General features: G+C 73.3%; 18 protein-coding genes. 12 read left to right on the forward strand and 6 right to left on the reverse strand.

All coding sequences use genetic code 11. The features are described from left to right. Both ACFV3E_RS07560 and ACFV3E_RS07565 read left to right on the forward strand, forming a co-directional pair. Positions 1-906 carry an acyl-CoA dehydrogenase family protein gene (locus tag ACFV3E_RS07560; protein ID WP_500533869.1) on the forward strand — a complete coding sequence of 302 codons (906 nt, stop codon included), beginning with the start codon at positions 1-3 and terminating at the stop codon, positions 904-906. A gap of 378 nt (positions 907-1,284) precedes the next feature. Beyond that, positions 1,285-1,758: an ATP-binding protein gene (locus ACFV3E_RS07565; protein WP_500330292.1), complete on the forward strand. Its 474-nt coding sequence runs from the start codon at positions 1,285-1,287 to the stop codon at positions 1,756-1,758. 15 nt (positions 1,759-1,773) lie between these two features. On the opposite strand, the gene ACFV3E_RS07570 is transcribed toward ACFV3E_RS07565, so the two are convergent. Beyond that, positions 1,774-2,700: a cyclase family protein gene (locus ACFV3E_RS07570; protein ID WP_500533871.1), complete on the reverse strand. Its 927-nt coding sequence runs from the start codon at positions 2,698-2,700 to the stop codon at positions 1,774-1,776. A gap of 95 nt (positions 2,701-2,795) precedes the next feature. Between ACFV3E_RS07570 and ACFV3E_RS07575 the strand changes: the two genes are divergently transcribed. From ACFV3E_RS07575 to ACFV3E_RS07590, 4 genes are read left to right on the forward strand one after another with little or no spacing between them, the layout of a single operon-like run. Beyond that, positions 2,796-3,698, forward strand: a complete 903-nt coding sequence (locus ACFV3E_RS07575) for an SDR family oxidoreductase (RefSeq protein ID WP_500533872.1) — start codon at positions 2,796-2,798, stop codon at positions 3,696-3,698. Positions 3,699-3,726: 28 nt separating this feature from the next. Further along, positions 3,727-4,872, forward strand: a complete 1,146-nt coding sequence (locus ACFV3E_RS07580; RefSeq protein WP_500533873.1) for an acyl-CoA dehydrogenase family protein — start codon at positions 3,727-3,729, stop codon at positions 4,870-4,872. Further along, a complete protein-coding gene (locus ACFV3E_RS07585) occupies positions 4,869-6,335 on the forward strand; it encodes an aldehyde dehydrogenase family protein (RefSeq protein WP_500533874.1) in 1,467 nt (488 codons plus the stop codon). The genes ACFV3E_RS07580 and ACFV3E_RS07585 overlap by 4 nt, the downstream gene beginning before the upstream one ends. Beyond that, on the forward strand, positions 6,335-7,384 hold the full coding sequence (locus ACFV3E_RS07590; RefSeq protein WP_500533875.1) for a Zn-dependent alcohol dehydrogenase: 1,050 nt from the start codon (positions 6,335-6,337) through the stop codon (positions 7,382-7,384). Before ACFV3E_RS07585 ends, ACFV3E_RS07590 begins: the two co-directional genes overlap by 1 nt. A gap of 6 nt (positions 7,385-7,390) precedes the next feature. Here the strand turns inward: ACFV3E_RS07590 and ACFV3E_RS07595 are convergent, their stop codons facing one another. Continuing rightward, positions 7,391-8,416: a GlxA family transcriptional regulator gene (locus tag ACFV3E_RS07595; protein WP_500533876.1), complete on the reverse strand. Its 1,026-nt coding sequence runs from the start codon at positions 8,414-8,416 to the stop codon at positions 7,391-7,393. Positions 8,417-8,486: 70 nt separating this feature from the next. On the opposite strand from ACFV3E_RS07595, the gene ACFV3E_RS07600 reads away from it, so the two are divergent. Next, positions 8,487-9,821 carry an MFS transporter gene (locus ACFV3E_RS07600; RefSeq protein WP_500533877.1) on the forward strand — a complete coding sequence of 445 codons (1,335 nt, stop codon included), beginning with the start codon at positions 8,487-8,489 and terminating at the stop codon, positions 9,819-9,821. An 87-nt stretch (positions 9,822-9,908) separates the two neighbouring features. Beyond that, the gene (locus ACFV3E_RS07605) at positions 9,909-10,235 is read left to right on the forward strand and encodes a hypothetical protein (protein ID WP_500533878.1); all 327 of its coding nucleotides are present in this window, start codon (positions 9,909-9,911) and stop codon (positions 10,233-10,235) included. A gap of 36 nt (positions 10,236-10,271) precedes the next feature. On the opposite strand, the gene ACFV3E_RS07610 is transcribed toward ACFV3E_RS07605, so the two are convergent. Then, positions 10,272-10,889, reverse strand: a complete 618-nt coding sequence (locus ACFV3E_RS07610) for a flavin reductase family protein (RefSeq protein ID WP_500533932.1) — start codon at positions 10,887-10,889, stop codon at positions 10,272-10,274. A gap of 83 nt (positions 10,890-10,972) precedes the next feature. On the opposite strand from ACFV3E_RS07610, the gene ACFV3E_RS07615 reads away from it, so the two are divergent. Beyond that, complete coding sequence (locus ACFV3E_RS07615) at positions 10,973-11,599, forward strand: hypothetical protein (protein WP_500533879.1); 627 nt, start codon at positions 10,973-10,975, stop codon at positions 11,597-11,599. A gap of 12 nt (positions 11,600-11,611) precedes the next feature. On the opposite strand, the gene ACFV3E_RS07620 is transcribed toward ACFV3E_RS07615, so the two are convergent. The 3 genes from ACFV3E_RS07620 to ACFV3E_RS07630 all read right to left on the reverse strand — a co-directional run bounded on the left by ACFV3E_RS07620 (position 11,612) and on the right by ACFV3E_RS07630 (position 16,122). Then, complete coding sequence (locus tag ACFV3E_RS07620) at positions 11,612-12,448, reverse strand: enoyl-CoA hydratase/isomerase family protein (RefSeq protein WP_500533880.1); 837 nt, start codon at positions 12,446-12,448, stop codon at positions 11,612-11,614. Then, entirely contained in the window at positions 12,441-14,648 is a 2,208-nt protein-coding gene (locus tag ACFV3E_RS07625) for an acetate--CoA ligase family protein (protein WP_500533881.1), read from the reverse strand. Before ACFV3E_RS07625 ends, ACFV3E_RS07620 begins: the two co-directional genes overlap by 8 nt. A gap of 280 nt (positions 14,649-14,928) precedes the next feature. Continuing rightward, positions 14,929-16,122 carry a flavin-containing monooxygenase gene (locus ACFV3E_RS07630; protein WP_500533882.1) on the reverse strand — a complete coding sequence of 398 codons (1,194 nt, stop codon included), beginning with the start codon at positions 16,120-16,122 and terminating at the stop codon, positions 14,929-14,931. Positions 16,123-16,254: 132 nt separating this feature from the next. Here ACFV3E_RS07630 and ACFV3E_RS07635 point away from each other — a divergent pair, with 132 nt between their 5' ends. From ACFV3E_RS07635 to ACFV3E_RS07645, 3 genes are read left to right on the forward strand one after another with little or no spacing between them, the layout of a single operon-like run. Beyond that, positions 16,255-16,707: a DoxX family protein gene (locus ACFV3E_RS07635; protein ID WP_500533883.1), complete on the forward strand. Its 453-nt coding sequence runs from the start codon at positions 16,255-16,257 to the stop codon at positions 16,705-16,707. Continuing rightward, positions 16,704-17,135: a Zn-ribbon domain-containing OB-fold protein gene (locus ACFV3E_RS07640; protein WP_500533885.1), complete on the forward strand. Its 432-nt coding sequence runs from the start codon at positions 16,704-16,706 to the stop codon at positions 17,133-17,135. The genes ACFV3E_RS07635 and ACFV3E_RS07640 overlap by 4 nt, the downstream gene beginning before the upstream one ends. A gap of 8 nt (positions 17,136-17,143) precedes the next feature. Then, the gene (locus ACFV3E_RS07645) at positions 17,144-17,695 is read left to right on the forward strand and encodes a GNAT family N-acetyltransferase (protein ID WP_500368711.1); all 552 of its coding nucleotides are present in this window, start codon (positions 17,144-17,146) and stop codon (positions 17,693-17,695) included. The last annotated feature ends 247 nt before the right edge of the window (positions 17,696-17,942 follow it).

Genomic DNA, 17,942 nt, shown 5'->3' on the forward strand with positions numbered 1-17,942 from the left:
GTGGACTTCCGCCTCACCGAGGACCAACGGGCGCTCGCCGACGGGACCCGTGGACTGCTGGCGCGGCTCTACCCGGCGGAGCGCCTGCGGGAGGACGCCGCCGGGGCGGCCGCGGGGACCCCGGTGCCCCTCGACCGCGAGATGTGGCGGGCGCTGGGGGAGGCGGGGTTCTTCGCGCTGCGGCTGCCGGAGGAGCGGGGCGGTCTCGGCCTCGGCCTCGCGGAGGCCGTGCTCGTCTTCGAGGAGGCCGGACGGGTGCTGCTGCCGGGGCCGCTGGTGACGACGTACCTGGCGGCCGGACGGGTGCCGGGGGCGGCAGAGGGCACCACCGTGGTCACCGCGGTCGACGGCGAGCTGGCCGAGTGGCTGGAGGCGTCCGACCATGTGCTGGGCTCCTTCGACAAGGCCGAGCCGGTGCGTTCGGTGGACCCGCTCACCCCGCTGCACCGGGTGGTGGGCGGCGAACCGGCCGGCGGCGGCGGAGCCGGCGAACTGCTGACCTCCGCGCAGCAGACCGGCAGCGCGGCGCGCACCTTGGAGCTCGCCGTGCGGTACGCCGCGACCCGGGAGCAGTTCGGGCGGCCCATCGGCTCCTTCCAGGCGGTCAAGCACCTGTGCGCCGAGATGCTGGTCCGGGTCGAGATGGCACGTACGGCGGTGCGTGCGGCGGCGGTCTCCGGTGATCCGGGCGAGACGGCGGCCGCACGGCTGCTGGCGGACGAGGCGGCCGTCCGCAACGCCCGCGACTGCCTGCAGGTGTTCGGCGGGATGGGTTTCACCTGGGAGGCGGAGGTGCATCTCCACATCAAGCGGTCGTGGATCCTGCGGAGCCGGGGCCGTTCCGTGGCGGAGTGTGAGGAGCAGCTCGCGGAGAGACTCCTCGACGAGACTCTTTGCCGGATTTAGGCAGTTATGGCTTATTCGTCACGGATAAGGAGTCCCCGAGCGTCGATATCGGGTTGTGTCCGAGGTGTGACTCGTCACGCCGTGGAGTCGGAGCCTGCCTCGGGTACGCTCCATCGGGTGCGTGTGGTGGAGAAACGCGACGGATGTGGCAGTGGCGGGGTCTCGGTGCCCGGCGGGCTGCCTGTACCGGGCTGTTCGATTTCGCCCTGTAATGAGCCCCGCACAGTATGCAGCACTCGTGCCCCCTTGCGCTGGAATATGCCCGAAGCGCTTGTTGCGGTCACTGCGGGTCAATCATGCTGGGTTGTGAAGAGGTCACGTACGGTGACCCTGCCGAGGCGCGAGGCGACGTGTCCGCCGGTTCGGATGGTGTGAGCGGTGCAGGTGCTCCAGGTTCAGCTTGAGGTCGGCCCCGACCCCGCGGAGGTGGGCCGGGCCCGCCGGTGGGCCCGCTCGCGTCTCGCGGGCTCCGGCATAGGAGCCGACGAGCCGGTCGCCGAGACGCTGATCCTGCTCATCTCCGAACTGGTCACCAACGCCGTCGTGCACACCGGCTGTCCCGCCGTGCTGCGGATGCTCTTCCGTTCCTCCGGCGCCGCGCAGAGCGGCGAGCAGGAGACCGTGCGCGTCGAGGTGGCCGACACCAGCGACGCGCCGCCACGGCCGCGGCACGCCGACAACGACGAGACCGGCGGCCGGGGACTGGAACTCGTGGACGGCCTCGCGGACCGCTGGGGCTGGCAGCGGGAAGGTGCCGGCAAGCAGATCTGGTGCGAGATCGACCGCAGCGAGCGCCCCGCGATCGTCCCCGCGCAGTCCATGGGCGGGCTGATCCGCCGCCCCGCCTTCTGACCGCACGGACCTCCCTCAGAGCACCGCCACCGGCGCGACCGGACTGCCGACCCCGCCCACGAAGGGCTGCGGGGTGGCGTCCAGCAGGAACGCGTACCGCCCCTCCTCGGCGCAGGCCTCCGACAGCGCCTCGAGATTCCAGTTCTGGCCCTGGGGCATTCCCATCTCCACCAGGTCCAGGGCGTGCACGGCGAGCCACAGGTCCTCGATCTCCGGCGGGAAGATCTCGAAGGTCAGCGTGTCGTTGGCGACCGCCGCGACGTCGCGGGCGTGGAACCACTCGGGGGTGCGCACCGACAACCCCGGTGACGGGAAGGCGTAGGCGTGCTTGTCGCCCGCCAGGTACACACGCATCTGACCGGTGCGGACCAGCACGACGTCCCCGGGGCGGACGGTGGTCCGGGCCAGTTCCTCGGCCGCGTCGAGGTCGTCGGGGGTGACCGCGTGGTCGCCGGGCAGGCGGTCGGTCCCGCGGGCGCGGGCCACGTCGAGCAGGACGCCGCGGGAGAGCAGCGTCGTGATCTTCTCTATGCCGCTGAAGGCGGCGCCGCCGTGGGCGGTGATGGAGCCGGCCGGGCGGCCGTTGTAGATCCGTCCCGAGTGCGAGACATGGGTCAGGGCGTCCCAGTGGGTCGCCGCCTGCAGCCCCATGGTGACGATGTCGTCGCTGGTGGCGACCGTGCCCGGGCCGAACATCTCGTGGTTGAGCATCACCATGGTGCGCAGGGGGTTGACCCGGCCCGGGATCATTCCCGTCTGCACCCCGTCCTGCTGCAGGGGCAGCGCGAGCGGCACACGGCGTCCGCTGCGCACGGTGCCGGCCGCCGCGCGGACGACCTCGTCGGTGACCAGGTTGAGGGTGCCGGTCTCGTCGTCCTCACCCCAGCGGCCCCAGTTGTTGACGCGCTTGGCGATGTCGTGGAACTCGGCGGGGAACGCCATCGCTGCCTCCCGGTCTCAGGGCTTGTGCTGGGGTGTGCCCGTACTCCTAGAATCTAACGGTCCGTCAGAAACTCTGAGAAGGGGCGTGACCGGACGTGGGCAACTTCCTGAACGGAAAGGTCGTCGCGGTCACCGGGGCCGGGCGCGGCATCGGGCGGGCCGTCGCCCTCACATGCGCGGCCGAGGGCGCCAAGGTCGTCGTCAACGACTACGGTGTCGCGGTCGACGGCAGCGAACCGACCGGTGAGGTCGCGGCCGCCGTCGTCAAGGAGATCGAGGCGGCCGGCGGCGAGGCCACCGCGGTGACCGACGACGTCTCGTCGATGGCGGGCGGCGAACGGATCGTCACCACGGCCGTGCAGACCTACGGCCGCGTCGACGGAGTCGTCTGCGTCGCCGGGATCCTGCGCGAACGCATGCTCTTCAACATGGGCGAGGAAGAGTGGGACCCGGTCCTCGCCACCCATCTGAAGGGCACCTTCACCGTCTTCCGCGCCGCCTCGGCCGTGATGCGACGGCAGGGCTCGGGCACCCTCGTCGGCTTCACCAGCGGCAACCACCAGGGCAGCGTCTCCCAGGCCAACTACTCCGCGGCGAAGGGCGGGATCATCTCGCTGGTGCGCAGCGCCGCACTCGGACTGCACCGCTACGGCGTGACCGCCAACTGCGTCGCCCCCGTGGCACGCACCCGCATGTCCGCCAACGTGCCCATGGAGCTCACCGAGATCGGCGAGCCCGAGGACGTCGCCGCCATGGTCGCCTTCCTGCTCAGCGACCACGCCCGCGACATCACCGGACAGGTCTACACGGTCGCCGGACCCAAGATCGCGGTCTGGGCGCAGCCCCGCGAACTGCGCGCCGCCTACGCGGCCGGCGGGGGATGGACGCCGCAGCGCATCGCCGCCGCGCTGCCCGGCTCCGTCGGCACCGACCCCATGCCGATGCTCGCCCAGCTCGAGGCCATGCGCGCCGCCGCGGCCGCCTCCCGAGGGCAGTGACGGCCCCGCACGAAGGAGAGGGCGGACCATGGACTTCACCTTCGGCCCGGAGACGGAGGCCTTCCGCGCGGAGGCCCGGGAGTGGCTGACGGCGCACCCGGACCGCGCACCCGGCAGGGAGTGGGAGCGGGAACTCGGCGCCGCCGGCTGGATCGGCCTCGGCTGGCGCGGCGACTACGGCAACCGGCGTGCCACCCTGCCCCAGCAGGTCGCCTGGGGCGAGGAGTACGCCCGCGCCGAGGCGCCCGCCCGGTCCGGGCACATCGGCGAGAACCTGCTGGCCCCCACCCTGGAGGCGCACGGCACGCCCGACCAGCGCGACCGCTTCCTGCCGCCGGTCGCCCGCGGCGAGGAACTGTGGTGCCAGGGGTACAGCGAGCCCGGTGCGGGCTCCGACCTCGCCGGCGTCCGCACCGCGGCCGCCTCGGACCACGACGCCGAAGGTCCCTGCTACCGTGTGACCGGCCAGAAGATCTGGACCTCCCTCGCCCAGGACGCCGACTGGTGCTTCGTCCTGGCCCGCACCGAACCCGACTCGCGCCGGCACCACGGACTGAGCTTCCTGCTGGTCCCCATGGACCAGCCCGGCAGCGTCGAGGTCCGCCCCATCCGCCAGCTCACCGGGACGGCCGAGTTCAACGAGGTCTTCTTCGACGGGGCCCGCGCCGACGCCGCCCACGTCGTCGGCGGGGAGGGCAACGGCTGGCAGGTCGCCATGTCCCTCCTGGGCTTCGAGCGCGGGGTCTCCACCCTCGTGCAGCAGATCGGCTTCGAACGCGAACTGCGGCATGTCGTCGACCGCGCCGTCGCCACCGGGGCGGTGACCGACCCCGTGCTGCGGGACCGGCTGGTGCGCCAGTGGGCCGAGTTGCGCACCATGCGCTGGAACGCCCTGCGCACGCTGGGCACCGCCGACCCGGCCGCCCCGAGCGTCGCCAAGCTGCTGTGGGGCGGCTGGCACCAGCGGCTCGGCGAACTGGCCGTCGCCGTCCGCGGCGCCCCCGCCGCGACCGGCCCAGCGCCGTGGGAGCCGGAGCGGCCCTACGAACTCGACCAGGCCCAGCGCATGTTCCTCTTCAGCCGCGCCGACACCATCTACGGCGGCTCGGACGAGATCCAGCGCACGATCATCGCCGAGCGGGTGCTCGGCCTCCCGAAGGAGCCTCGCGGATGAACAGCGACGGGACGTACGGCCATTGGATCGGCGGCCGGTGGCACGAACCGGCCGGAGCGCACTATCCAGTTGTCAATCCGGCCACGGAGGAGACCGTCGGGCACGCCCCCGAAGCGGGCCCGGCGGACGTGGAGGCCGCGGTGCGCGCAGCCCGGGAGGCGTACGAGGGCTGGTCCCGTACGAGCCCGGCGGAGCGCGCCGCGATCCTGGAGCGGATCGCGGACGTCCTCGCCTCGCGGTCGGCGGATCTCGTACCGCTGCTCCAGCAGGAGACGGGAGCGACGATCCGTGTCGCGTCGAGCATGCAGATTCCCACGGCGGTGGACCGCTTCCGGCGCTACGCGCGGGGCGCGCTGGAACCGGACACGATGCCCTTCGCGCCGCAGCCCGTGAAGGCCTCGCCGCTCGCCCCCGGCGGGCTGGTCAACGCGGCGGCGGCACGGCGTCCGGTGGGCGTCGTCGCCTGCATCACCTCCTACAACTTCCCCCTGGTCAACCTGGCCGGCAAGGTCGCCCCCGCCCTGGCCATGGGCAACACCGTCGTCGCCAAGCCCGCGCCTCAGGACCCGCTGACCTGCCTGCTGCTCGGCGGGATCATGCGGGAGGCGGGCCTGCCCGACGGGGTGTTCAACGTCATCACCGGCTCGGGCGCCGCGGCCGGTGAGGCACTGGTCGCGCACCCCGGCGTCGACATGATCAGCTTCACCGGCTCGACGGCGGTCGGGCAGGCGATCGCCCGCGTCGCGGGCGCGTCGATGAAGCGGACCCTGATGGAACTGGGCGGCAAGGGCGTGGCGATCATCCTCGAGGACGCCGCACCGGGCGTCCTCAGATCAGCGGTATCTGCTGTCGGTTCAACATGGGCATTCCATTCAGGTCAGATCTGCACGGCACCGACCCGTGTGCTCGTCCCCCGCGGGCGGTACGAGCAGGTGATCACCGCCCTTGAACAGTACGCCCGTTCGCTGACCGTCGGGGACCCTGTGGATAACTCCACCGTCGTCGGCCCGCTGATCACCGCCGCGCACCGCGACCGCGTCGAGGCGTACATCGCGGGCGCCCGCGAGCAGGGCGCCCGCGTCGTCACCGGCGGCGCGCGCCCCGACCTCAAACCCGGCTACTACGCCGCCCCCACGCTCCTCGCGGACGTCACGCCCGCCATGACGGTCGCCCGCGAGGAGATCTTCGGCCCGGTCGTCGCCGCCCTCCCGTACGACACCGAGGACGAGGCCGTCGAGATCGCCAACGGCACCCCGTACGGCCTGTACGACTACGTCTTCGGCAGCGACACCGCGCGCGCCTGGGCCCTGGCCGCCCGCCTGCGCAGCGGCAACGTCGGCATCAACACCGTGCAGCGTCACCCCGAGACGCCCTTCGGCGGCTTCAAGCACAGCGGGATCGGCCGCGACGGCGGCTCCTTCGGACTGCACGCGTACAGCGAGCTCCAGGCGGTGGTGTGGTGATGAGAGGCGTGATCTTCGACGGGACGCAGCCCGCGGTCGTCGACGACCTGGAGGTCCGGGACCCGGGCCCGGGCGAGGTGCTGGTCCGCATCCACGCGGCCGGGCTGTGCCACAGCGACCTGTCCGTCGTCGACGGGGTCATCCCCTTCCCCGTACCGGTCGTGCTCGGCCACGAGGGGGCGGGCGTCGTCGAGGCGACCGGCGCCGGCGTCTCGCACGTCTCGCCGGGCGACCGCGTGGCCCTGTCCACCCTCGCCAACTGCGGCACCTGCCCGGACTGCGACCGGGGCCGCCCGACGATGTGCCGCAAGGCCATCGGCCGTCCCGGCAGGCCCTTCAGCCGCCAGGGCGAGCCGCTGTTCAACTTCGCCTCCAACTCGGCCTTCGCCGAACTGACCGTCGTCAAGGCCGTCCAGGCCGTCCTCCTTCCCGCGGACATCCCCCTCACCTCGGCCGCGCTCATCGGCTGCGGGGTGCTGACCGGGGTCGGCGCCGCCCTCAACCGCGCCCGGGTCGACCGCGGCGACACGGTCGTGGTCATCGGCACCGGCGGCATCGGCCTGAACGTGCTCCAGGGTGCGCGCATCGCGGGCGCCTCCCGGATCGTCGCCGTCGACACCAACCCGGCGAAGGAGGAACCCGCGAGGCTGTTCGGCGCCACCGAGTTCGTGGACTCGGCGGAGGCGGCTCGCGCGCTGCTGCCCACCGGCGCCGACCACGTCTTCGAGTGCGTCGGCCACGTCGGGCTCATCCGCCAGGCCGTCGACCTCCTGGACCGCCATGGCCAGGCCGTCCTGCTGGGCGTGCCGCCGGCCGACGCCGAGGCGTCCTTCCTGGTGTCCTCCATGTACCTCGACAAGTCCATCCTGGGCTGCCGCTACGGCTCGGCACGGCCGCAGCGCGACATCGCGCTCTACGCCGACCTGTACCGGCAGGGCCGGCTCCTGCTGGACGAACTCGTCACCCGCACCTACCCGGTGGAGGACTTCGCCAAGGCGGCGGAGGACGCCCAGGGCGGCCGTGTGGCGCGGGGCGTGCTGACCTTCTGAGGCGGGTCAGAACGCCGCCGTCGCCCGGAAGGTGCGCCGGTAGGCGCTGGGCGAGACGCCGAGGACGGCCTGCAGGTGCTGCCGCATGGAGGCCGCCGTGCCGAACCCGGCCTGCGAGGCGACCTGGTCGACCGACAGGTCGCTGGACTCCAGCAGGTGCCGGGCGCGCTCGACGCGCTGCTGCGTCAGCCACTGCCCGGGGCTGGTGCCCACCTCCTCCCGGAAGCGGCGGGTGAAGGTGCGCACGCTCATCGCCTCGCGCTCGGCCAGCTCGCGCAGCGTCAGCGGCCGGTCGAGCCGGTCCAGCGCCCAGGAGCGCGCCGCGGCCGTGGTGGCCTGCTGGGGCTCGGGGACGGGCCGTTGGATGTACTGGGCCTGTCCGCCCTCCCGGTGCGGCGGCACGACCGTACGGCGCGCGCTGGCGTTGGCCACGGCGGTGCCGTGGTCACGGCGTACGAGGTGCAGGCACAGGTCGATGCCCGAGGCGACGCCCGCGGAGGTGAGGATGGCGCCGTTGTCCACGTACAGGACGTCCGGCTCGACCCGCACCTGGGGGAAGAGCCTTTGGAAGTGGTCCGTGCTCGACCAGTGCGTGGTGGCGCGCAGGCCGTCCAGGTGGCCGGCCGCGGCGAGGAAGTACGAGCCGGTGCAGATGGAGACGAGCCGGGCGCCGGGGCGGATGCGGGCGAAAGCCGCCGCCATCTCCGCGGGCAGCCGGCCCTCGGTGTGCGCGACGGAGCGCTCATGGGCGGCGGGGACGATGACGGTGTCGGCCGTCTCCAGGACCTCGGGGCCGTGGGCGACGTGGATCTCGAAGTCGGCCTCGGCGCGCACCGGCCCGGGACCGTGCGGGGAGCACGTCACCACCTCGTACAGATCGACCCCGTCGGAGTCCCTCGCGCCGCCGAAGATGCGGTGCGGGATGCCCACTTCGAAGGGGATCACACCGTGCTGCACCAGGACGACGACCCGGTGACGCACCGGTGTGCGCGGCGCTGCGGTCGGCGAAGGCGTCTCCATGGATTCGGCCATGGCCCGATCCTTGCACAACATGGCCATCCGGCCACTCGTTCCGTGAAAGACGATGCCGGATGCTGACCTGGTGACGCAGACTCCCGAGCTTCCCGTGCAGCCCCTGGCCGACAGGGGCCCCGACGTTCCCCGGCCGTTCCGCACGCCCCGGATCCACCGCGCGTGGTCGGTGGCGGCCGCCGCCTTCGTCACGCTCATCGGCGCCGCCGGCTTCGCCTCCCTGCCCGGACTGCTGATCGAGCCGCTGCACGGCGAGTTCGGGTGGTCGCGGGGCATGATCGGCCTGGCCGTCTCGGTCAACCTCGCGCTCTACGGCGTGACGGCGCCGTTCGCCGCCGCGCTCATGGACCGCTTCGGCATCCGCCGGGTCGTCGCGGCCGCGCTCGTCACCATCGCGACCGGTGCGAGCCTGACCGTCTTCATGACCGCGAGCTGGCAGCTCGTGCTCCTGTGGGGCGTGCTCGTCGGGCTGGGGAGCGGCTCCATGGCCCTGGCCTTCGCGACCACCGTCACCAACCGGTGGTTCGAGGACCGGCGCGGCCTGGTCACGGGCATCCTGACGGCGGCCGGCGCGGCGGGACAGCTGATCTTCCTCCCCCTGCTCTCCGTCATCATCGAGCACGCGGGCTGGCGCGCCGCGGCCCTCACCGTGGCGGGCGCCGCGGTCGTCGTCGCGCCCCTGGTCTACCTGCTGCTGCGGGACCACCCCGCCGACGTGGGCCTGGCCCCGTACGGTGCCGCGGAGTTCGTGCCGAAGCCGCCTCCGGTGACGGGGGCGGCCAAGCGAGCGGTCAAGGCGCTGTTCAACGCAGCCCGCGGCGGCCCGTTCTGGCTGCTGGCGGGAACCTTCGCGATCTGCGGCGCCTCGACGAACGGCCTGGTCAAGACGCACTTCGTGCCCGCGGCCCATGACCACGGGATGCCGGTGACGGCCGCCGCCTCACTGCTCGCCGTGATCGGCATCTTCGACATCGCGGGCACGGTGGCCTCCGGCTGGTTCACCGACCGCTTCAGCCCGCGGCGGCTGCTGGCCACCTACTACGGGCTGCGCGGACTGTCGCTGATGTTCCTGCCGGTGCTCCTGAACGACGCCGTCCACCCGCCCATGGTGCTGTTCATCGTCTTCTACGGCCTGGACTGGGTCGCCACCGTGCCGCCGACCATCGCCCTGTGCCGTGAGTTCTACGGCGCCGACAGCGCCATCGTCTTCGGCTGGGTACTCGCCTCCCACCAGTTGGGCGCCGCCCTGGTGGCGTTCCTCGGCGGCGTGGCGCGCGACACCTTCGGCTCCTACGACGTGGTCTGGTACTCCTCCGGTGCGCTGTGCGCGGTGGCGGCGCTCATGGCGCTGGTGATCCGGCGGCGGGCGACCCCGGGCGCCGGGGCGCTCCCGCTCGCGGCGTAGCCGGCCGGCCCCGGCGCCGCCGGGTCTCGCGGCTGCCCTGGGGGCGGTACGGGAACCGCGTGCGGCGCCGGGGCGTCCGTCCTGTGCGTGAGGGAAGCGACCAAGGGCCTCACCGGCCTTCTTGTGGCGGGCCTGGGTGCGGCGTCCGCGCTGCTGGCCTGGGCGCCGCTCGCCAGGGTCAACGTCGAGGGCGGCTTCGAGGGACAGCGCAGGGACTTGAGCGTCCTCTACGTGGACCTTCCGCTCATCGCCGCGGGCGGCGCCCTGGTGCCGCTGGCCTTCTGGCTGCTCACGCTGCGAGGGTCGCGCCGCCCCGGGCTCGCGGCCCTGGTGGCGGTGGCCGTGGCCGCCCTCGGGATCTGGGCGCTGACCAGTTGGTGGGCGCCCCACCAGGCGCCGGAGTTCACGGGCTGAGGCGCGTACGGGCTGAGGCGCGTACGGCGGCCGCGGTCAGGGCGCGAGCCGGCCGAAGCGGCCGCGGTGGAAGAGCAGCGGCCCGCCGTCTTCCGCCCCGTGGCCCAGATCCCGGACCCGGCCGATGACGACGAGGTGGTCGCCGCCGGTGTGCACGGCGTGGATCGCGCAGTCGATCCACGCGGCCACGCCGCGCAGCCGGGGCGAGCCCGTCACCGGCGCCGGATCCCACTCCGCGCCCGCGAACTTATCCCCGCCGCTCACGGCGAAGGAGCGGCACAGCTCCTGCTGGCCCGCGCCGAGCACGTTCACGCAGAACACCCCGGCCCGCGCGATGCGCGGCCAGCTGGTGGACGTGCGCGCCACCATGAAGACGACCAGCGGCGGATCGAGCGACAGCGACGCGAACGACTGGCAGGCGAACCCGGCGGGTCCGCCTTCCGCGTCGTCCCCGGGCGCCGCGATCACCGTCACGCCGCTCGCGAAGTTCCCCAGCACCTTCCGGAATTCGGCCTGGTCCACCGGAGCGCGCTCGTCCGGCCGCACGGCCCGCAGTTCGGGCGGCGGCAGCGGGTCCACCCGCCCGGCCGTCGTCACCGCCCCGGCCGACCGGAGGTAGCGCACGACGGCGACCGCCATGCCTGCTTGTCCCATCACGCCTCCCATTGAAACTGACGGATCGTCAGAAGTGAAGGGTCGCAGGCAATCGGAGGAGGAGCGGGCATACCGTGCTTGTCATGGGATGGGGTACGGGATGGGGGTCCCCGGCGCGGCGCGCGGTCGACCCGTGGAGCGATGCCGGACGCGCGGCGGCGGTCACGACGTACTGCGCGGTGGGGGTGATCGCGGCAACGGTCCGTATGGTCGTCCTTCCGTCCCTGAAGTCCTCGGACGGCGCCTTCGAGGAGCCGCTCGCCCTTTGCGTGCTGCCGCTGGCCCTGGTCCCCCTCTGGGCCTTCGCAGTGGCCGCCTCGCTCCTGCACGCCCTGCCGGCGACGGTCCTGGGACTCCGGCTCGCGGCGCGCACCGGGCGCCCCCGTTGGCTCTGCCTGCTGGCGGCGGAGACGGCGACGGCCGCCGTCCTCGCGGTGCCGGTGGTGTGGCTCGGAGGTCCGTACCCGCTCGCGTGGTTGTGCCTCGCGGGTGCCGGTGCGGCGCCGGTGCTGGTCACCGCGTTCTACGCGGGGCGCCGGGACCCGGAGGGCAGGACCGGGTGGGCGCGGCAGCGGCAGGTCGCGTTCCAGATCTCCGTCGTGGCGATCGCGGTGGTCGGGCTCGTCTTCGCGGGCGCTTTGCTGGCGTACGGCACCGGACTGCTGGAGGAGTACCGGCCCCCGCCCGGGGCCGGGGCGCCCGGGGAGTGAGCCTTCGCGGTGTCACCGGCCACGGAAGTCCGGTGGGCGGCGTTCGAGGAAGGCGCGCAGTCCCTCCTGGGCGTCGGCGGCGGTCATGTTCTGCTCCTGCGCGGCCGCCTCGGCGGCGAAGGCCGTCGCGCGGTCGGAGTCCAGGGACGCGTTGACGAGTTGTTTGGTCAGGGCCAGGGCGCGGGTGGGACCGGCGGCGAGTCGCTCGGCGAGCGTGCGGGCGGCCGTGTCGAGTTCCTCGGCGGGGACGACGCGGTTGACCAGGCCGAGGCGTTCGGCGGCGGTGGCGGGGAGGTCGTCGCCGAGGAGGAGGAGTTCCTTCGCGCGGTGCGGGCCGATCAGGCGGGGGAGGAGGTAGGCGCCACCGCCGTCGGGGACGAGGCCGCGGCGGACGAAGACCTCGATGAACTTCGCCGTGTCGGCGGCCAGGACGAGGTCGCAGGCGAGGGCGAGATGGGCACCGAGGCCCGCTGCGGTGCCGTTCACGGCGGCGACCACGGGTTTCTCGCAGTCGAGGACGGCGGCGATGAGGCGCTGGGCCCCGGACCGGATCGTCCGGGCCACGTCGCCCGCGACCCGGTCCGCGGCGGTCGGACCGCCGCGCAGATCAGCCCCCGCGCAGAAGGCCCGGCGGCCGGCGCCGGTCAGGACGACGGCCCGCACGGCCGGGTCCGCGGAGGCCTCCAGAAATTTCTCGATGAGGCGTTCGCGCAGGTCAGGGGTGATGGCGTTCATCGCCTGGGGGCGGTTGAGGGTGAGCCGGGAGACCCCGTTGTCGGTGACGTGGAGTACAACGGATTCCACGGAGTCATCACGCTCCGTGACCACTCCACGGGGGGAGTCAGTCATGTGTGTTCTCCTGACGGCAGACGGCCAGTGCGTCGAGGGCGCAGGCGCCCTGCCCGCGCGGCAGCACCATCAGCGGATTGATGTCGAGTTCGGCGAGGCCGTCGCCGAGTTCCAGGGCCATGCGCTGCACGCGGAGGATGACGTCGACGAGCGCGTCCGCGTCGGCGGGCGGCGCCCCGCGCACGCCGTCGAGCAGGCGGGCGCCGCGCAGTTCCCGCAGCATGTCCCGCGCGGTCCCGGCGTCGAAGGGCGGTACGCGGACGGCCGTGTCCCGCAGGACCTCGACGAGGACCCCGCCGAGGCCGGCGGTGACGGTGGGCCCGAAGAGCGGGTCGTGGCTCATGCCGACGACCATCTCCACGCCTCGCTCCACCATCTGGCAGACGAGGACGCCGTCGAGGTCCAGGTCCTCGCAGCGGGCGATGTCGGCGAGTTCGCGGTAGGCGTCGCGGACCTGGCTGGCGGAAGTGAGGCCGATCTTGACCAGGCCGAGTTCGGTCTTGTGCGCGAGCCGGTCGGCGGACGCCTTCATCACCACGGGGTAGCCGACCTGGGCCGCCGCCCGGACGGCACCGGCGGCGCTGGTGACCAGTTGCTCGCGCGGGACGCGGATGCCGTACGCCCGCAGCAGTTGCTTGGCGGCGTGCTCGCTCAGCCGGCGGCCGGGGTGCAGCAGTGCCCGCGCCTTCCGTGCGGAGGAGGAGGGCGTGCGGGGCGCGTCGTCGAAGGGGGAGCGGTAGCCGGCGGCGAAGCGGTGGTGGTCCAGCCAGGCCCGTACGGCGGTCACGCAGTTGCCGAAGGTGCGGAAGGTGGCGAGCCGGGAGGAGCCGAGCAGGGTGGCCCGGTAGGCCTCCTCGGTGCCCACGGGGGAGCCCCAGATCACGCACACCAGTTTGTCGGTGTCCTCGGCGGCCTCGGCGAGGTCCCGGGCCAGCCGGTCGCTCATCGGAGGGAAGGGGCCGGTGATGGGGCAGACGAGCACGCCGACCGCGGGATCGGCGAGGATCGCGTCGATGATCTTCCGGCCGCGCCAGTCCCCGACGGGATGGCCCCCGCTGTCCACGGGGTTGGAGACGTTCAGGTACTCCGGTATCCACTGGTGGAGTTCGGCCTGCTTCGGCTCCGGGAGGGTGGGCAGCGGCAGCCCGGCGGCGGTGGCCAGGTCCGCGAAGTGCGCCCCGGTGCCGCCGGAGATCGAGTAGACGACCACGCCCTCGGCGGCCGGTGGCCGGGCCCGGGCCAGCAGGGCGGCGGTGTCCTGGAGTTCGTCCAGGGCGTCGACGCGGATCACGCCGAACTGGCGGAAGGCGGCGTCGGCGACCGCGTCGGATCCGGTGAGCTTGCCGGTGTGGGTGGCCGCGGCGCGGGTGCCCGTCTCGGTACGGCCCACCTTGACCATGACCACCGGCACCTTGTTGCGGGCCGCGCGGTCGGCGGCGAGGGCGAACGAGCGTCCGTCCTTGAGGCCTTCGGCGTAGACCGCGATCGCGCCGACCTCGGGCCGCCCGGCGAAGTAGGAGAGGAAGTCGGCGGTCTCCAGGTCGGCCTCGTTGCCGGTCGGCGCCCAGTGGCTGAGCCGGATGCCGAGCTCCTGCAGGGCGTAGACCGGACGGCCCTGGTGGCCGGACTGGGTGATCAGGGCGATCGCCGGCCCGGGGAGGTCCTCACGGAACGCCTGGAAGGCGTTGAGGTTGGTGTTCGGCCCCAGCAGTCGCAGTCCGCTGCCCGCGACGGCCCGGCCGAGCCGCTCCTGGGCGGCGGCGCCCGCCTCCCCGGTCTCGGCGAAGCCGGAGGCGAAGACGACCGCGAACCGTGCCTTGGCCCCGGTGAGCTGTTCGAGGACGGGGAGGGGGTCGGCGACGAGCAGGACGGCGAGGTCGACCGGCTCGGGGAGATCCGCGACGGATGTGTGGCAGGGCAGGCCGAACACGGTGCCGCGGCCGGGATTGACCGGGTGGAGCCGGGCGCCGACCCGCTCGGCCCAGGTGACGAGTTGCCGGGTGATGCCGGTGTTGGGGCGGCCCTCGGCGTCCGAGGCGCCCACAACGGCCAGGGACTCGGGCCGGAAGAAGCGGTCGAGGTCGGGCACGCGGGCGTGCAGCGGGCGCCCGCTGACGTCCACGTCGTCCGTGCCGTGGCCCGGGCCGCCGGCGTCCGCCGCAGGATCGGTGCCGCGTGTGCTGAAGGTCGATCCAAGCATGTGTCTCGCCCGTCCCGCTCGAAGGTCCAGAGAACTGACGTAATGTCAGATTACTGAACTGACGATCCGTCAGGAACGGGGAGGATGCGAGAAACCTGTGCGCCCCGCGGGAAGACGGTCCGGCCGGCCGGAGGGGAGAGGGCCGGCCGGTCCGCCGGACCGGGATGGAGCGGGAGCGGTACGGGGGCAGTGCGGGGGTGCGCAGGGGTGGTACGGAGGCGGTGCGTGAGGCGTCGCGGGTGCTCGTCCGTACCCCCTCGATGCCCACCGCGCGCGTTCGCTACCGCCGCGCCACGGCCTTGGCGATCCGGCGCGCGTCGATGGCCATTTCGCGGAACATGCCGCTGATGGGATTGGTGAAGCCGGTGAAGTACAGACCGGGAGCGTTCTTCGGACTGCGGCCGCCGTGCCGCACGGGCCGGCCCCGCTCGTCCAGGACGTCGAGATGACCGACGAGCGGTTCCAGGCCGCGCCGGTAGCCGGTGGCCGCGACCACCGCGTCCGGGGTGATCCGCGTGCCGTCGGCGAGCAGCACCTCGCGCCCGTCGAAGCCTTCGACGGCGGCGACGGCCTCCACCTTCCCCGACCGGACGGCGTCGATGATGCCGACGTCCTGGACGGGGATGGAGCCCTCCCGCACCCGCGAGTAGAGCCCGTTGTCCGGGCGGGGCAGCCCGTACGCGGACAGGTCCGGCACGGAGACGCGCTCCACGTAGGGCGCGATCTTGTCGACCAGCTTCGTGGGGAGGCGGCGGACCATGATCCCGGTGCGCTGCGCGGGCCACCCGGCGGTGGAGCGGCGCATGATGTGCGGGGGCGTCCGCACCGCCAGCCGGACGCGGGCCGCGCCGGACTCGGCGAGGTCGACGGCGATCTCGGCGCCGGTGTTGCCCACGCCCACGACCAGGACGTCCCGGCCTTCGTAGGGCCGGCCGTTGCGGTAGCGGGAGGCGTGCAGCAGCTCTCCGTCGAAGGTGTCGCGCCCGGGCCAGTCCGGAAGGTGCGGCGAGTGGTTGTAGCCGGTGGCGACGACGACGCTGCGCGCGGTCAGCCGGCGCCCGCCGGTGGCCGGGAGCACCCAGCCCGCCGCCGGGTCCCCGGCGGGCTCGATCCGCCCCACCTCTATGCCGGTGGCGACGTCCAGTCCGTGGAACTCGGCGTACTGCTCCAGGTAGCGGACGACGTCGTCGCGGCCCACCCAGCGGCCGTACGACCGGGGTATCCCGAGGCCCGGGAGCGCGGACAGGCGTCTGGTCGTGTGCAGCCGCAGCCGGTCGTAGTGGCCGCGCCAGGAGGCGCCCACCGCGTCCGACCGCTCGACGACCAGGGTGCGCACGCCCCGGTGCCGCAGCGACGCCGCGACGGCGAGACCGCCGGGACCGGCGCCGACGACGATGGCGTCCGGCGCCGCCGTGTTCGGTAGGGGGGTGGCGGCGGATGCGGAGGTGCCGGCGGATGCCGAGGTGTCGGTCATGGCTGCTCCCGTGCCTGCAGGGTGAGGGTCACTCCGGAAGGTAGCGCGCTTTCGCCCCGCCACCTTGCGGAGGTGCGACCGCATCCGGTCAACTGACATACCGTCAGATACCTTGTCCCGGGGAGGCATACGATGCAGACGATCTGGCTGACCGGCGCCGAATGGCTCGCCGTCCTGCGCATCGGCCTCGGCCTGTGGTGGCTGGAGAGCTGGCGGCACAAGGACAAGAAGGGCTGGTTCGAGCGGGGCACCGGCATCGCCTGGGCCGCCGACGTCGCCGCGAAGCACCGCTGGACCTTCGTCCAGGGCGGATTCACCGCGGTCGTCGCGCCCCGCCCCAAGGTCATGGCCTACGTCGTCGTCTACGCCGAACTGGCCGTCGGGCTCGGTCTCACCGCCGGGCTGCTGACACCGGTCGCGCTGGCCGGCGGCATCGTCCTCAACCTGCTCTACCTCGTCCTCATGATCCACGACTGGGCGGAGCAGGGGCAGAACGCCATGATGCTCCTCGCCTCCGTCGTCCTCCTCTTCGCCATGGGCTGGCAGACCTGGTCCCTCGACAGCGTCTGGGGGCTCTTCCTGTGACCGGTCTGCCCGAGGCCGACGCCTTCACGCGCACCTACTGGAGCGCCGCCGCCGAGGGCCGGCTGCTGATCCGCCGGTGCCTGGCCGCGGGCTGCGGCGCCGCCCACCACTACCCCCGGGAGTTCTGCCCCCACTGCTGGAGCGAGGAGGTCGTCTGGGAGCAGGCCGCGGGCCACGCCACCCTCTACACCTGGTCCGTGGTGCACGCCAACGACCTCCAGCCGTTCGCCGGACGGGTCCCCTACGTCGCCGCCGTCGTCGACCTCGCCGAGGGACCGCGCATGATGACGGAGGTCGTCGGCTGCGCCCACGACGCGCTGCGCGTCGGGATGGACCTCCGCGTCTGCTTCCGCCCCGCGGCCGCGGGCGGGGACATCGCGATCCCCGTCTTCCGTCCGGCCCGGGCGGTCACCGCCTCCTTTGCTTGAATGAGGGCGTGCTGAGGCCGGTGGAGTTGGAAGCGTACGGGCTGCTGCTCAGGCCCTGGGAGGAGACGTCCGGCGACCTCGACGCGGCACTGCGCGGCCTCGCGGACCCGGACTTCCGCCGCTGGAACACCGCGCACGCCCCCGAGCCCGACGAAGCCGGGGTGCGGGCGTTCCTGCGGCGCCGGCGCGACGGCTGGGGGGCCGGCGACCTCGCGTCGTTCGCCGTCACCGAGGCCGGTGTGGTGCTCGGCCAGGCCGGGATAGGGATGATCGACCACGCCATGCGCGGCGCACGCGTCAGCTACTGGATGCTCCCCGAGGCCCGTGGCCGCGGCGTCGCCTCCCGCGCTCTGGAGGCGGTCACCCGGTGGGCCTTCCGCGATCTCGGCCTGCACCGGCTGGAACTGGGCCACGCCGTCGGCAACGAGCCCTCCTGCGGTGTCGCGCGGCGCTGCGGTTACGTCCTCGAAGGGGTCCTGCGCGAGGCGGTCGTCGACCTGTCCGGCGCGCTTCGGGACGTCCACCTGCACAGCCGCCTGGCGACCGATCCACGCCCCTGACCCCGGTGACCGGGCGGAGATTTGCCGTGCCTTGGGGGAATCTTGTGCTGATCGGGACAAGTGCTTTCCCGATCATGGTGTGCGGGTTGGCTAGGGTGCGATCCGCCCCTCGCGCGCCGTGGACCCGTACGCCGGTGCATCCGCGCCCCGCACGGCCGCCGCACGCGTGCCGGACGCGCGCGCCGTGCAGGGGGCCTCAGCAGTCCTGCCAGGCGCACCCGGTGCGGTGCGTCCCGTGTCGTGAATG

Source organism: Streptomyces sp. NPDC059718, from assembly GCF_042733315.1.
Taxonomy (GTDB): Bacteria; Actinomycetota; Actinomycetes; order Streptomycetales; family Streptomycetaceae; genus Actinacidiphila.